The 13379-nt window shown below is 68.9% G+C and carries 14 protein-coding genes; 7 read left to right on the forward strand and 7 right to left on the reverse strand.

Translation table 11 applies throughout. The features are described from left to right. Positions 1 to 84 precede the first annotated feature (84 nt). From LRG10_RS04930 to LRG10_RS04950, 5 genes are all read left to right on the forward strand, one after another. Positions 85 to 1197 carry an agmatine/peptidylarginine deiminase gene (locus LRG10_RS04930; RefSeq protein WP_238632613.1) on the forward strand — a complete coding sequence of 371 codons (1113 nt, stop codon included), beginning with the start codon at positions 85 to 87 and terminating at the stop codon, positions 1195 to 1197. Continuing rightward, positions 1194 to 2072 carry a carbon-nitrogen hydrolase gene (locus LRG10_RS04935; RefSeq protein ID WP_201242497.1) on the forward strand — a complete coding sequence of 293 codons (879 nt, stop codon included), beginning with the start codon at positions 1194 to 1196 and terminating at the stop codon, positions 2070 to 2072. Before LRG10_RS04930 ends, LRG10_RS04935 begins: the two co-directional genes overlap by 4 nt. Before the next feature lie 64 nt (positions 2073 to 2136). Next, positions 2137 to 2523 carry a DUF4870 domain-containing protein gene (locus LRG10_RS04940; RefSeq protein WP_201167132.1) on the forward strand — a complete coding sequence of 129 codons (387 nt, stop codon included), beginning with the start codon at positions 2137 to 2139 and terminating at the stop codon, positions 2521 to 2523. Between the two features lie 4 nt (positions 2524 to 2527). Then, entirely contained in the window at positions 2528 to 5971 is a 3444-nt protein-coding gene (gene mfd, locus LRG10_RS04945; RefSeq protein WP_238634822.1) for a transcription-repair coupling factor, read from the forward strand. 89 nt (positions 5972 to 6060) lie between these two features. Further along, the gene (locus LRG10_RS04950; protein ID WP_201167127.1) at positions 6061 to 6762 is read left to right on the forward strand and encodes a peptidoglycan binding protein CsiV; all 702 of its coding nucleotides are present in this window, start codon (positions 6061 to 6063) and stop codon (positions 6760 to 6762) included. A 71-nt stretch (positions 6763 to 6833) separates the two neighbouring features. Here LRG10_RS04950 and LRG10_RS04955 read toward each other — a convergent pair whose 3' ends face one another. From LRG10_RS04955 to LRG10_RS04975, 5 genes are read right to left on the reverse strand one after another with little or no spacing between them, the layout of a single operon-like run. Further along, positions 6834 to 7565, reverse strand: coding sequence for an S-methyl-5'-thioinosine phosphorylase (locus LRG10_RS04955; RefSeq protein ID WP_201167117.1), 732 nt, complete (start codon positions 7563 to 7565; stop codon positions 6834 to 6836). After that, on the reverse strand, positions 7565 to 8158 hold the full coding sequence (locus LRG10_RS04960) for a hypoxanthine-guanine phosphoribosyltransferase (protein ID WP_201242495.1): 594 nt from the start codon (positions 8156 to 8158) through the stop codon (positions 7565 to 7567). The genes LRG10_RS04955 and LRG10_RS04960 overlap by 1 nt, the downstream gene beginning before the upstream one ends. A 50-nt stretch (positions 8159 to 8208) precedes the next feature. Further along, positions 8209 to 9249, reverse strand: coding sequence for a beta-N-acetylhexosaminidase (gene nagZ, locus LRG10_RS04965; RefSeq protein WP_201242494.1), 1041 nt, complete (start codon positions 9247 to 9249; stop codon positions 8209 to 8211). Between the two features lie 26 nt (positions 9250 to 9275). Next, a complete protein-coding gene (locus LRG10_RS04970; RefSeq protein ID WP_238634823.1) occupies positions 9276 to 9821 on the reverse strand; it encodes a L,D-transpeptidase in 546 nt (181 codons plus the stop codon). Next, positions 9806 to 10282, reverse strand: a complete 477-nt coding sequence (locus tag LRG10_RS04975; protein WP_201167104.1) for a CYTH domain-containing protein — start codon at positions 10280 to 10282, stop codon at positions 9806 to 9808. The genes LRG10_RS04970 and LRG10_RS04975 overlap by 16 nt, the downstream gene beginning before the upstream one ends. Positions 10283 to 10422: 140 nt before the next feature. On the opposite strand from LRG10_RS04975, the gene gpmA reads away from it, so the two are divergent. Together gpmA and moaC are read left to right on the forward strand one after the other, a co-directional pair. Then, complete coding sequence (gpmA, locus tag LRG10_RS04980) at positions 10423 to 11115, forward strand: 2,3-diphosphoglycerate-dependent phosphoglycerate mutase (RefSeq protein WP_201242492.1); 693 nt, start codon at positions 10423 to 10425, stop codon at positions 11113 to 11115. Positions 11116 to 11143: 28 nt separating this feature from the next. Continuing rightward, a complete protein-coding gene (gene moaC, locus LRG10_RS04985) occupies positions 11144 to 11659 on the forward strand; it encodes a cyclic pyranopterin monophosphate synthase MoaC (RefSeq protein WP_238632618.1) in 516 nt (171 codons plus the stop codon). Here moaC and LRG10_RS04990 read toward each other — a convergent pair. Next, on the reverse strand, positions 11656 to 11985 hold the full coding sequence (locus tag LRG10_RS04990) for a 4a-hydroxytetrahydrobiopterin dehydratase (RefSeq protein ID WP_201167095.1): 330 nt from the start codon (positions 11983 to 11985) through the stop codon (positions 11656 to 11658). The genes moaC and LRG10_RS04990 overlap by 4 nt on opposite strands. A 93-nt stretch (positions 11986 to 12078) precedes the next feature. Next, a complete protein-coding gene (locus LRG10_RS04995) occupies positions 12079 to 13347 on the reverse strand; it encodes a glycerate kinase (protein WP_238634824.1) in 1269 nt (422 codons plus the stop codon). Positions 13348 to 13379: the final 32 nt, after the last annotated feature.

Below are 13379 nucleotides of genomic sequence, written 5' to 3' on the forward strand. Positions count from 1 at the left end.
GTCCGCGGCACATCGCTCATACCCTTTACATGACTCGGTGATCGGGTATAGTCCGTGTCGCCTTTTCGGGATCCGACCAACGCCATGTCCGCGCCCGTTCACCCCGATTGCCAACATCCGCGCCTCCCCGCCGAATGGGAGCGCCAGGCAGCGCTGATGTTCACCTGGCCCCACTCCGGCGGCGACTGGGGCGAACACCTCGCCGCCGCCGAGGCTAATCTCGAGCGCCTGGCTGCGGCTGCGGCGCAGTACCAGCCCGTACTTGTCGTCTGTCCCGACAGCCGAACCAGTGGCCGCGTGCGCAACCGCCTGCGCTCCGCGGGGGTTCCGGCGCAGCGCCTGATCTTTAGCGAAGCGCCTTCCGACGATGTCTGGGCACGGGACCACGGCCCGATCACCGTCCTGCGCGCGGGCGGCCGGGCGCAGCTGCTCGATTTCCGCTTCAACGGGTGGGGCGGGCGCTATGCCGCCGCCGAGGACGACCGCCTGACGCGGAGACTCACCGAGGAGGGCGTCGTCGGGGGGGAGTCCTACCGGCGCATCGAGTGGATCCTCGAAGGCGGCAGCATCGACAGCGACGGCGCCGGCACCCTGCTGACCACCTCGCGTTGCCTGCTCAACCCCAATAGAAACAAGGATTCCGGGCGCGAGGAAGTGGAGGCCCAGCTCCGCGCCCGCCTCGGCGTCCGCCGTGTACTCTGGCTGGAGTCGGGCTGGCTCTGCGGCGACGACACCGACGGCCATGTCGACATGCTGGCCCGCTTTGTCGACCGCCACACCATCGCCCACGCGGTCTGCGAGGACCGCGATGACCCGCATCATGCACCGCTGGAGGCGCTGCGCGCCGAGCTGAGCGCCGCACGCACCCTCCACGGCGAGCCCTACCGGCTGATCGAGCTGCCCCTCCCGGCCCCGATCCATGACGAAAATGGCAACCGCCTCCCCGCGACCTACGCCAATTTCGTCTTCATCAATGGCGCCGTGCTGGTGCCGGTCTACGACGACCCTGCGGATGCAGTGGCCTGCGCGCGGCTCGCCCAGGCCTGCCCGGATCGCGATATCGTCCGGGTGCCGGCGCGGGACCTCATTCGCCAGGGCGGCAGCATTCACTGCGCCACGATGCAGCTGCCGGAGGGCGTCATCGTCGATGGTCTGGCCGCGCCAACTGCGGGCGCAGGGAGGGTTCACGAGGCATGAGCCGCCAAACCACGCTCGGTCTGGTCCAGCATCCGTGCAGTGCGGACCGGCAAGAGAACCTGGAACGCTCGGAGGCGGGGATTGCCCGCGCCGCCGAGGCGGGGGCCGATGTGGTCCTGCTTCAGGAGCTACATTGCGGGCACTACCCGTGTTACGAGGAGCACCCGGCCCATTTCGACGCAGCTGAGCCCATCCCGGGCCCGGGGACCGAGCGGCTGGGCCGGGCGGCTGCTGAACACGGCGTGGTGGTCATCGGCTCGCTCTTCGAACGCCGGGCGGCCGGGCTCTACCACAACACCGCGGTGGTGCTCGAGCGCGACGGCACGCTGGCCGGCACCTATCGTAAGATGCACATTCCGGATGACCCGGGCTATTACGAGAAGTTCTACTTCACCCCCGGCGATGGCGGCTTCACCCCCGTGGACACCTCCGCCGGGCGGCTGGGCGTGCTGGTGTGCTGGGATCAGTGGTTCCCGGAGGCAGCCCGGCTCATGGCCCTCGCCGGGGCCGAAATCCTGCTCTACCCCACCGCCATCGGCTTCGCCCCGGAGGAGCCCGCCGATGAGCAGGCGCGGCAACTCGAGGCCTGGGAGACCATCCAGCGCGGTCACGCCATCGCCAACGGCCTACCGGTGGCAGCGTGCAACCGGGTGGGCACCGAGCCGGCCGCCCGTTTCTGGGGCCGCAGCTTCGTCTGCGGCCCACAGGGCGAGATCCTTGCCCGCGGCGGCGAGGAAGAGACCGTCCTCGTTGTCCGCCTCGACCTCCACCGCACCGAGGAGGTCCGGCGCATGTGGCCGTTCCTGCGCGACCGGCGCATTGAAGCCTACCAAGGCCTCGCCCGGCGCTACCTCGACACCCCGGGAGACGCGTAGGACGGCGCCGCGCCGGGCTGGTAATATGCTCAGCCTCTGGTATCCGCTAGTGTGAGGCGAACCGATGCAAGAGACGGAAAACGGCCAGCAGCCGCCCGCCGACACGCCCCCCGGCGTCGCCCCGTGGGCGGTCTACATCCTTCACCTGGGTAGTCTGTTCATCGGCCTGACGGCGGTCATCGGGGTGATCATCGCCTATATGCAGCGCCGTGACGCAGCGCCTTGGGTCCAGAGCCACTACCAATTCCAGATCAACACCTTCTGGATCGGTCTGCTGATCTTCGCAGTGGCCATCATCACCATGCCCCTTTACGGCCTCGGTTTCCTGCTCGGCGTGTTCCTGACCATCTGGCTGCTCGTACGCTGTATCTACGGCATGCGTCAGCTCAATGCGCGCGAGCCGATCCCCGACCCCGAGACCTGGCTGTTCGGCTGGAGCCGGAGCGGTTAGCGGCGTGTTGCTCGGCGATCTGCCCCTACCCCGACGCCCCGCCGAGCGGCGGGACTGGTCCGGGCTGCTCGGCGCGGCCCAGCCGCTAGCCATCGCGGAAGCCGCCCGGCAGCATGACGGACCAGTCATCGCAGTTACCGGAACGCCGCAGCAGGCCGCCGCCCTGCAAGAGGCGCTCGGTTTTTTCCTGGGAGACGACGCGTCCGTGCTCGGCTTTCCGGACTGGGAAACCCTGCCCTACGACGTCTTCTCCCCGCATCAGGACATCATCTCGGAGCGTCTGCTCGGGCTCTACCGCCTGCCGGGGATGGACCGCGGCGTTCTGGTGGTTCCGGTGGCAACCCTCATGCATCGCCTGCCGCCGCGCGGCTGGCTCGAGGGTCGATCGCTGATGCTGCGTCCCGGCGACCAGCTGGAGATCGAATCCATGCGCCGACGTCTGGAGGCCGCCGGCTACCGATGCGTCCCCGAGGTCGGCGAACACGGTGAATTCGCGGTCCGGGGCGCCCTACTCGATCTCTTCCCGATGGGAGGCGAAACGCCCTATCGCATCGACCTGTTCGACGACGAGGTGGAGAGCCTGCGCCGCTTCGATCCCGAGACCCAGCGCACCACCGAGAAGGTCGACGCCATCGAGCTACTGCCGGGCCGGGAGTTCCCCACCGACGAGGACGGGGTCACCCGCTTCAGACAGGCATTCCGGGCCGAGTTCGAGGGCGATCCGGGGCGCAGCTTCCTCTATCGCGCCGTCAGCGAGGGCCGCATCCCCGGGGGGATCGAGTACTACCTGCCGCTCTTCTTCGAGGGGACGGCCACGCTGTTCGACTACCTGCCGGAAGGGACCCTGTCTGTGCGTCTGGAGGGGGTCGACGAAGCGGCGGACAGCTTCTGGCGGCAGGTTCAGGACCGTTACGAGCAGCGCACTGGCGATATGGACCGTCCCCCACTGCCGCCCCGTCGAGTCTTCCTCGACGGGGACGAGCTACGCGCCGGCCTCAACCGCTGCCCCCAGGTGGCGCTGCACACCGAACCCGGGCGCGGCGCCGAGGCCGAAGTCAGCGCCCTGCCCGAGCTGGCCGCCCGGCCCCAGGCGGAAAGACCACTGGAACGGCTCGAGCACTTCCACGCCGGACACAACGGACGGGTCCTGTTCACTGCCGAGAGCGCCGGACGCCGCCAGGGGCTGCAGGAACGGCTGACCCGAGCCGGCATCGAGGCTGAGCCGGTGCGTGGCTGGCGCGAATTCCTCGACGGCGACGCGACGGCGGCGATCACCGTCGCCCCGCTGGAGAGCGGCGCGCGCATTGACGGGATGGCTATCATTCCGGAGAGCGCGCTCTACGGCGAGCGCGCCCGGCAAAGCCGGCGCCGGCGCTCCAGTGCCTCCACCGACCCGGCGGCGGTGATCCGCGACCTCTCCGACCTGCACGAGGGCGCCCCGGTGGTCCACGAGGACCACGGGGTCGGCCGCTATGTCGGCCTGCAGAGCCTCACCGTCGGGGACGTTACCACCGAATTCCTCACCCTCGAGTACGCGGGCGGCGACAAGCTCTACGTCCCGGTTTCCGCGCTGGATCGGATCTCGCGCTACACCGGGGCCGACGCCGATGAGGCCCCGCAGCACCGCCTGGGCAGCGATCAGTGGGATAAGGCGCGGCGCCGGGCGGCCAAGCGCGCCCGCGACGTGGCCGCCGAGTTGCTCGACCTCTACGCGCGGCGTCAGGCCCGGGCCGGCGATGCCTGTCTGTTCGACGACGAGGCCTATGAGGCCTTCGCCGCCGCCTTCCCCTTCGAAGAGACACCGGACCAACAAGCGGCCATCCAGGCGGTCCTTCAGGATCTGCGCTCGGATCAGCCCATGGACCGGGTGGTCTGCGGCGATGTCGGCTTCGGCAAGACCGAGGTGGCCATGCGGGCCGCCTTCGCCGGTGTGCAGTCCGGGCGCCAGGTGGCCATGCTGGTGCCGACGACCCTGCTGGCGCAGCAGCACTACCAGAACTTCGCCGACCGCTTCGCCGACTGGCCGGTGCGCATCGAGTCGCTGTCGCGCTTCACGGGCAAGAAGGGCAACGAGCAGGCCCTGGATCGGATCGCCAACGGACAAGCCGACATCGTCATCGGCACCCACAAGCTGCTCGGCAGCGAGATCCAGTTCAAGAACCTGGGGCTGGTGATCATCGACGAGGAGCAGCGCTTCGGCGTCCGGCAGAAGGAACGGCTCAAGCGCCTCCGCGCCGAGGTCGATGTCCTGACCCTGACCGCCACGCCCATCCCGCGCACCCTAAACATGTCCCTGGCGGGTATCCGGGACCTGTCGATCATCGCCACGCCGCCGGAGCGACGCCTGGCGGTGAAGACCTTTGTCCACGAATGGAACGACGGCCTCATCCGCGAGGCCTGCCAGCGGGAACTCCAGCGGGGCGGGCAGGCCTATTTCCTCTACAACGACGTCAAGACGATCGATCGCACCGCCAACCATCTGCGTGAGCTGATGCCGGAAGCGCGGATCGGTGTTGCCCACGGCCAGATGCGCGAGCGGGAACTCGAGCAGGTGATGCTCGACTTCTACCACCAACGCTTCGATATCCTGGTGTGTACCACGATCATCGAATCGGGGATCGATATCCCCACCGCCAATACGATCATTATCCATCGGGCCGATCGTTTTGGGCTCGCCCAGTTGCACCAGCTTCGCGGCCGCGTCGGGCGCTCCCACCACCGGGCCTACGCCTATCTGCTCGCGCCGCCGCCGAGCGCGATGACCGCCGACGCGCTCAAGCGTCTGGAGGCTATCTCTCAGCTCGAGGACCTCGGCGTCGGTTTCGCGCTTGCCTCCCACGACTTGGAGATCCGCGGCGCCGGTGAGCTGCTCGGCGATGAGCAGAGCGGACAGATCCAGGAGGTCGGGTTCACGCTGTACAGTCAGCTCCTCGAGCGGGCGGTCAAGGATCTCAAGGCCGGACGCGATCCGGCACCGGAGGCCGAGCTGGAGAGCGGTGTGGAGGTGGACCTGCGCCTTTCCGCCCTGCTCCCGGCCGACTACCTGCCGGATGTCCACACCCGCCTGGTGCAGTACAAGCGGATCAGCAGCGCCCGCAGCGACGCCGACCTCGAAGAGCTCCAGGTGGAGATGATCGACCGCTTCGGCCTGCTGCCCGATGCAGCACGCAACCTCTTCCGGACGGCCGCCCTCAAGCTTCGGGCCGAGGCGCTGGGCATTCGCAAGATCGAGGCCGGCCCCTCCGGCGGGACCATCCAGTTCGGCCCACAGCCCCAAATCGATCCGGCTCGCCTGGTTCAGATGGTTCAGCAGGAGCCCGACAAGTACCGCCTGGACGGGCAGCAGCGTCTCCACGTCCGTGCCGATCTCAGCGATGAGCAGACCCGCTTCGAAGTGATCGAGCGACTTCTGGAGAGGCTTCACGCCAGCGAGGAGGTGGCAGGATGAGAGGGGTGACTCCCGGCACGCGGAGACCGCGGCGCGGGCTTGCGGGCGTGGTACTGAGCGCGACGCTTCTGCTCACCGGGGGCGCGGGCGTGTCCGTGTCGGCACAGGCGGCCGAGGCGGATGAATGGTACGAGGTGGAGGTCATCGTCTTCCGGCAGTGGGAACAGGGCGGGCGCCACGCCGAGCGCTGGCCAACCCGCGCCGACCTCCCCCATTACCCGCTCTGGCAGATTCCGGCCGGATGTGGAAGCGACCAGGCGAGCCGGCGGGAACTCGGCATCGAGGACGACCCGGCCTCGGCCGAAATCGAGACCGACGATCTGGACGCCCAAGAGACCCGCCTACACTGCCTGCCCGCCGAGCGGCGGCGGTTAACCGCCCACTGGGGAGCCCTGACCCGATCCGACGCCTACCAGCCGCTGTACCACCTCGCCTGGCTGCAGCCGGGCGTCGGGCGGGACCGGGCCGTAGCGGTCCCTGTGCCCTACCACTGGACGCCGCCCACCGAGGCCGAGGCCCGGAACCAGGAACTCCGCGACCCACAGTATCAGCCCCCGGCCTTCGGGCTGATCCGCATCTATCGGGAGCGCTTCCTCCACGCCGCAGTCGATCTGCGTCTGCACTGGCGAGCGGTCGGGCGGGAGATCGATGAGGCCGAGCAGATTCGGGCCCCGCTCCACCGTATGCAAGAAAACCGCCGCATGCGCAGCGGCGAGCTCCATTACCTGGACCATCCAGCTCTGGGCGTGCTCATCATCATCCACCCAGCCGACCAACCGCCCGACGGCTGACCGAAGGCGCCCCGTTCGGGGGCCGACCGGCGACGCGTTGCGCGTCGCCGGCTTCCGTCTGGGCCGGTCGTCTAGCTCAGCGCCGCGATGATCCTGCGCACCGCCTCCATGCCGTGGAGGAGGTGATCGCGGATCTCGTCCATGGACAGCTCCGCCCCGTCGCCCATGCCGGCGGCCCAATTGGCCACCACGGCGCAGTGGGCGTAGCGCAACTCGGCCTCGCGCGCCAACGCCGCCTCCGGCATGCCGGTCATCCCCACCAGATCGCAGCCGTCCCGGCGCATGCGGCGGATCTCCGCAGCCGTCTCCAGGCGCGGCCCCTGGGTGGCGCCGTAGGTGCCGCCATCGATCGCATCGACGCCGGCCTCGCGCGCGGCGCCGAGCAGCCACTCCCGCACAGTGCCGTCGTAGGGATAGGTGAAATCGATGTGGGTAACGTGATCCAGATCCTGGTGGTAAAAGGTGGCGATACGCGAGTGCGTGTAGTCGATGATCTGATCCGGGATCGCGACCCGGCGCGGCGCGTACTCCTCCCCCAGGCCACCGACCGCCGCGACGGCGATCACCCGGTCGACGCCGACGTGACGCAGGGCCCAGATGTTGGCGCGATAGTTGACCTGGTGCGGCGGGATATTGTGGCTGTGGCCGTGGCGCGCCAAGAAGGTGACATCGTGGCCACGGAATGTGCCGTGGATCAATGGCGCCGATGGCTCGCCGAACGGAGTCCGGACCACCTCGCGACGGGTGATTTCCAGCCCCTCGAGGGAGGTCAGCCCGGTCCCGCCGATAATGCCAACACTCATCAACGCTCCTCCGTATCCGGTTCCTGTTGCGACCTTGCGGCCTGCTCGGTGCGGGCATCGATGGCGTAGATGCCATCGGCGTTGCGCCCCAGCCCCCGGCAGTCCATCCCGGCGCCGAAGACGTAGCGGTCCTCCACTTCGAGCCCGACGTAGTCGGCGCACAGCCCCTCGAACTTGCGATCGTGGCGCTTATCGACCAACACGGCGGTTCGCACCGAGCGCGCCCCGCCGTTGCGGAAGGCCTCGATGATCCCGGCCAGCGTATGGCCCTCATCCAGGATGTCATCGACGATCAGCAGGTCTCGCCCCTCCATCGGCGTCGTGGGTAGCGCATGCCACACCAGATCCTGGCCGCTGAGTTCGTTGCGGTACCGGGTGGCGTGGACATAGTCGACCTCGAGCGGGAACTCCAGGCGCGGCAGCAGCCGCCCTGCCGGGATCATCCCGCCGATCATGACGCCCAGGATCAGCGGGTTGCGCCCGCCGAGATCCTCGGTGATCTCCGCGGCCATGCGGTCCAGGGCCCGCTCGATGGCCCGCCGGTCATGGATCAGTTCGGCCCCGCGCAGATCCGGGGCATCGTCCCAAGGCATCGCAGCCCTCCTGGTACCGTTGTCTTTTACCGTTGTCGGTTTCGATGGACTCACCCCGGCGCCTCGAAGCCCGGGATCCCCTCAGTCAGCTCGCGGACCGCTGCCTGATAGGCGGCATCCTCCTGGAGTTCGGACCATGCCGGGGCCGGCCGACCATGCATACGCACCATACGCAGTCCGGATGCAGGTTCCAGCCAGCGGTCTGCCGCGACCTCGCCGAGCAGCGCCTCGGCCTGCGGCGGATCGCAGACCAGCGCTGCATCGCAGCCGGCCCCGAGGCACGCATCCACCCGTTCCAGCATGGTGCCGGCCGTCTCCGCCCCGCGCATACCGAGGTCGTCACTGAAAACGGCCCCGAGGAAGCCCACGCGACGACGCAGGATGTCACCGATCCAGCGCCGGGAGAACCCGGCGGGCCGGTCGTCCACCTCGGGGTAGACCACGTGCGCCGCCATGATCCCCGGCAGCCCGGCGGCGGCCAGGCGCTGAAAGGGTACCAGATCCCGGCGCGCGATCTCTGCCAATGGCCGCCCATCGCACGGCAGCGCAACGTGACTGTCAGCCTCAACCGAGCCGTGCCCCGGGAAGTGCTTGCCTACCGCCGCCATACCCGCCTGGCGCATACCGCGCATCCAGGCATGCCCCAACCGCGCCACCGTGGCCGGATCCCCGTGCAGGGCGCGCGCGCCAATGACGCGGCTGATCCCGCCATCGAGATCCAGCACCGGCGCGAAGCTCAGATCCACTCCGCAGGCGCGGAGCTCCGCAGCCATGACCCACGCGGTCCTCTGTGCGGTCAGCCGAGCCTGATGCGGGTCGAGATCGTTCAGGCGACCCAGCCAAGAAGCGGGGGGAAGCGGCGTGAACCCCTCGCGGAATCGCTGCACGCGCCCACCCTCCTGATCCACCGCGATCAACAGCGGCGGCTCGCGCACGGCGTGGATGTCCCGCGTGAGATCATGCAGTTGCTGCACATTCTGAAAGTTGCGGGCAAAGAGGACGACGCCACCGACGGCCGGGTGGCGCAGGAGTTCCCGCGACTGCGCGGGGAGTTCCACCCCCTCGATACCGATCATCAACGGGCCCAGCATGGCGTGCCCCTCCCTGTCGCCCCGAATCAGCCGCCCCGGGTCGGCATCGGCCGGCTCGGCCAGCGCGAACCGATCCAGACCGGGGTGCCCGCATCCACCGCGTCGAACAGCTCGATCACGTCCGCGTTGCGCATGCGGATGCATCCGTGGGAGCACGGCACACCGACAGGCTCGCTGTCCGGGCACCCGTGGATGTAGATGAACCGCTTCATGGTATCCACCGCACCGAGGCGATTCACCCCGCGCTCCAGGCCGGATAGCCACAGGATACGACTCAGGATCCAGTCACGCTGCGGGTGCTCTCGGTGCAGGGCCGGTGTCCACACCTCGCCGGTCGGGCGCCGGGCCACGAACACCGCCCGGCAGGGCTGATCGGCGCCGATGCGGGCCCGCACGGAGTGCCAGCCGCGCGGGGTCCCGCCACCGCCATGGCGCTCCCCGGGACCGCGGGCAGCCGTGGCCACCGGGAACACGCGCAGCGCGGCCTCCCCCTCGTGGAGGGTCAACCGCTGCGCCGGCAGATCAACACGCAGCCAGCGTTGCGGCAGGGCACGGCTCACCGCGCGGCCCATTGCGAGTAGGGGTTCTGGATGAGGCAGACGTTGTAGTAGCGCGGGTCATCGGAGACCTCCTCGCCGACCCAAGGGGGGCACTCGAAGTCCTCATCGGCATCGCCGAGCTCGATTTCAGCAACCACCAGTCCCGCGTTGTCGCCCTCGAAGACATCAACCTCCCACGTATGCCCCGCCCACGGCACCTCGTAGCGCACCTTCTCGATCTGCGGCCGCTCGCAGAGCTCCGCGAGCATCTCCTCGGCATCCCGCAGCGGGATCGGATACTCGTACTCACGGCGTTCCACTCCCAGGGTGGCGCTCTTGATGTTCAGCCACGCCTGCTCTCCGGCGACGCGCACACGGATCGAGGCGCGCTGCGCCCCCACCAAATACCCCTGGCGCATGCGCTGTCCGGTATCGGCATGCTCACGCCAATCATCGCCGCTGAGCAGAAACTTGCGCTCGATTTCTTGCGCCACTTCATCCTCCACTTGAACCACGTGAATGGCGTTACCATACAACCCGTAGCGTGCGCCGTCACAACGGCGCCCCCCCCTCGCCGAGGACGGCCCGAGGCATTACACTATCGGCCCTTTCCGTCACGGAGGGTGTGAACCTGATGCCGAAACTCGTTCTACTGCGTCACGGCCAGAGCATCTGGAATCTCGAGAACCGGTTCACGGGCTGGTACGACGTCGACCTGAGCGATCAGGGGATCGACGAAGCCCGGGAGGCAGGCGTCGCCCTACGCGAGGCGGGGATCACCCCGCAGGTCGCCTACACCTCGGTGCTTAAACGGGCCATTCGCACCCTTTGGTTGAGCCTCGCCGAACTCGACCGCATGTGGATCCCCGAGATCAAGGACTGGCGGCTGAATGAGCGCCACTACGGTGCACTCACCGGCCTGAACAAAGCGGAAACGGCCGAGCAGTACGGCGACGAGCAGGTCCACATCTGGCGGCGCAGCTACGACACCCCGCCCCCGGCCCTGGAGCCGGACGACGAACGCCACCCGCGCCACGATCCGCGCTACGCCGATCTGGATCCGCAGCAGCTGCCGGGTACGGAGTCGCTCAAGCTGACCCTGGAGCGCGTGCTCCCCTGCTGGGAGCGCGAGATCGCACCGGCGCTGCGCCAGTACGACTGCGTGCTCATCGCCGCCCACGGCAACAGCCTGCGTGCGCTGGTCAAGCACCTCGACGGGCTGGCTGATGACGCGATCATGAAGGTCGAGATTCCCACCGGACGGCCGCTGGTCTACGAGCTAGACGACAACCTGGGCGTGCAGCGCAGCTACTACGTCCAGGATTGACCGGAGCCCCCGCCGAGGAGGCACGCCCATGGGCGACGGGTCTGGCCACAAGGATCAAGCCGCCTCACCGCTGCCCCACCTGACAGGTAGCGGCGAGGCGCACATCGTCGATATCGGCGATAAGGCGGCCACGCGACGGGTGGCCGTCGCCGAGGGCTGGATCGCCCTGTCGGAATCGGCCTTCTCGGCCTTGGAGGCCGGCAACCTGAAAAAGGGCGACGCCTTGGCCACGGCCCGCATCGCCGGGCTGATGGCCGCCAAGCGCACGGCAGAACTCGTCCCCCTGTGCCACCCCGTGGCGTTGAGTCACGCCGAGGTTACGTTGACCCTGCAGGCGGAAAGCCACCGGGTCCATTGCCGCACCCGGGTTGAAACCACCAGCGCCACCGGGGTGGAGATGGAGGCGCTCACCGCGGTGCAGACAGCCCTGCTGACCGTCTACGACATGTGCAAGGGGCTCGACCGCGGCATGGAAATTGGCGGCGTCCGTCTCGTGCACAAGCGAGGCGGACGCTCCGGGCACTGGGGCGACGATCCGGACTAGGCGCCCAGGGCATCGACCTTGGCGGCGAGGATGAAGTCGTTCTCGTGCAACCCCTCGATCTTGTGCGTCTGGATCTGCACCTCGGCGTAGCCGTAGCCGAGGAGGATGTCCGGGTGGTGATCCTCCGCCTCGGCCACTTCCGTGACCCGATTGACGAAGGCCAGGGCATCAATGAAGTTGCGGAACTTGAAACGCCGGTAGATCATCCGGGCATCGGCATCCAGGGACCACTCGGGGACCTGCGCCAGCATGCCCTCCGCCTGCTCCCGGTCCATGGGCGCCACGCCGCCCTGGCACGGCACGCACGTCTTCTCGGTCAGACTCATCTCGACTACCTCCACGGTTGACCACGGTCCTTCCCGTCCAGTGTAGGTCCCCTCCCCGGAACCGGGACACCTTAAACGGCCCGCGGGATTTGCCTACGGGACCAGGAGCGCGCGGAAGTCGTTGACGTTGGTCAGCGTCGGCCCGGTGTGCAGCAGCCCCCCGACGGCCTCAAAGAAGCCGTAGCTGTCGTTCTCCGCCAGGTGCGCCCAGGCGTCCAGCCCTTGGGCACAGGCGCGTTCCAGGGTGGCCGGATCGACCAGCGCGCCGGCGTTGTCTTCACTGCCGTCGATGCCGTCGGTATCGGCGCAGAGCAGGTGGAAGCCCGGGATCCCGTCGGCAGCCAGGGCCGCCGCCAGGGCCAGCTCGGTGTTGCGACCCCCCCGGCCCGAACCGCGCACGGTCACCGAGGTCTCGCCACCGGAGAGCAGCACACAGGGCGGCGGCACCGGCGCGCCCCAACGCCGGCAGGAGCGACCCATGCCAATCAGTACGCGCGCCACCTCGCGGGCCTCGCCCTCGATGGTGTCGCCCAGTACCAGCGGGGTCACACCATCCGCCCGGGCCGCCTGCGCCGCGGCCTGCAGGGCTGCCTGAGCCCCGGCGACCACATGGCATGACACGCGCCGCAGACGCGCATCATCGGGCCGCGGGGGTGGCTGCGCCTGCTCCAGCGCTGCGGTGACCGAGGGGTCGCAGGGCACTTGATAACGATCCAGGATTCGGCGCGCATCCTCCGGTGTCGAAGTATCCGGGCTGGTGGGGCCGGAGGCGATGGTCGCCGGATCGTCTCCCGGCACGTCGGAGATGAGCAGAGTGACGACCCGTGCCGGGTGGGCGCGCGCAGCCAGGCGCCCGCCCTTCACTGCCGACAGGTGACGGCGGACGGTGTTGATGGCATCGATCGGTGCACCGCTGCGCAGCAGGGCCCGGGTGGTCGCCTGCTTCCCAGCCAGGGTCAGCGGCGGTGCAGGGGCGGTCAGCAGCGCCGACCCACCCCCGGAGAGCAGCACCAGGACCAAGTCGTCCGACCTCAGGCCGTCGAGCTGGCCGAGCAGCTCCTGCGTCGCTTCAACACCCGCCTCGTCCGGCACCGGATGGCCGGCCTCGCGCACCACAATGCTGCCGGTAGCCATGGCGTGTCCGTACGGCACGATCACGGTGCCGCTCAGCGGGCCAGTCCAGTTCGTTTCGACGGCTGCTGCCATCGAGGCAGCCGCCTTGCCAGCGCCCACAACCACCGTCCTGCCCGCCCCGGGCTCCGGGAGCATGGGGGGCAGACAACGGGCCGGATCCACCGCCGCCAAAGCCGCCTGGAACCAACGCTCAAGCCACACCCGAGGGTCCTGGCGCTCCGCTCCCATGGCAACCTCCGCTTCCTGCAGGCCCTAGGGGG

This window comes from Halorhodospira sp. 9628 (assembly GCF_022228075.1).
Classification (GTDB): Bacteria; Pseudomonadota; Gammaproteobacteria; order Nitrococcales; family Halorhodospiraceae; genus Halorhodospira; species Halorhodospira halophila_A.

Excerpts from the sequence above, each read along its gene's own strand:
- LRG10_RS04960 (WP_201242495.1), bottom strand. The coding sequence starts at position 8,158 with ATGCCTTGGGACGATGCCCCGGATCTGCGCGGGGCCGAACTGATCCAT.
- LRG10_RS04970 (WP_238634823.1), bottom strand. The coding sequence starts at position 9,821 with ATGGGCCGCGCGGTGAGCCGTGCCCTGCCGCAACGCTGGCTGCGTGTT.
- LRG10_RS04940 (WP_201167132.1), top strand. The coding sequence starts at position 2,137 with ATGCAAGAGACGGAAAACGGCCAGCAGCCGCCCGCCGACACGCCCCCC.
- LRG10_RS04930 (WP_238632613.1), top strand. The coding sequence starts at position 85 with ATGTCCGCGCCCGTTCACCCCGATTGCCAACATCCGCGCCTCCCCGCC.
- LRG10_RS04955 (WP_201167117.1), bottom strand. The coding sequence starts at position 7,565 with ATGAGTGTTGGCATTATCGGCGGGACCGGGCTGACCTCCCTCGAGGGG.
- LRG10_RS04935 (WP_201242497.1), top strand. The coding sequence starts at position 1,194 with ATGAGCCGCCAAACCACGCTCGGTCTGGTCCAGCATCCGTGCAGTGCG.
- moaC (WP_238632618.1), top strand. The coding sequence starts at position 11,144 with ATGGGCGACGGGTCTGGCCACAAGGATCAAGCCGCCTCACCGCTGCCC.
- nagZ (WP_201242494.1), bottom strand. The coding sequence starts at position 9,249 with ATGCTGGGCCCGTTGATGATCGGTATCGAGGGGGTGGAACTCCCCGCG.
- gpmA (WP_201242492.1), top strand. The coding sequence starts at position 10,423 with ATGCCGAAACTCGTTCTACTGCGTCACGGCCAGAGCATCTGGAATCTC.
- LRG10_RS04995 (WP_238634824.1), bottom strand. The coding sequence starts at position 13,347 with ATGGGAGCGGAGCGCCAGGACCCTCGGGTGTGGCTTGAGCGTTGGTTC.
- LRG10_RS04990 (WP_201167095.1), bottom strand. The coding sequence starts at position 11,985 with ATGAGTCTGACCGAGAAGACGTGCGTGCCGTGCCAGGGCGGCGTGGCG.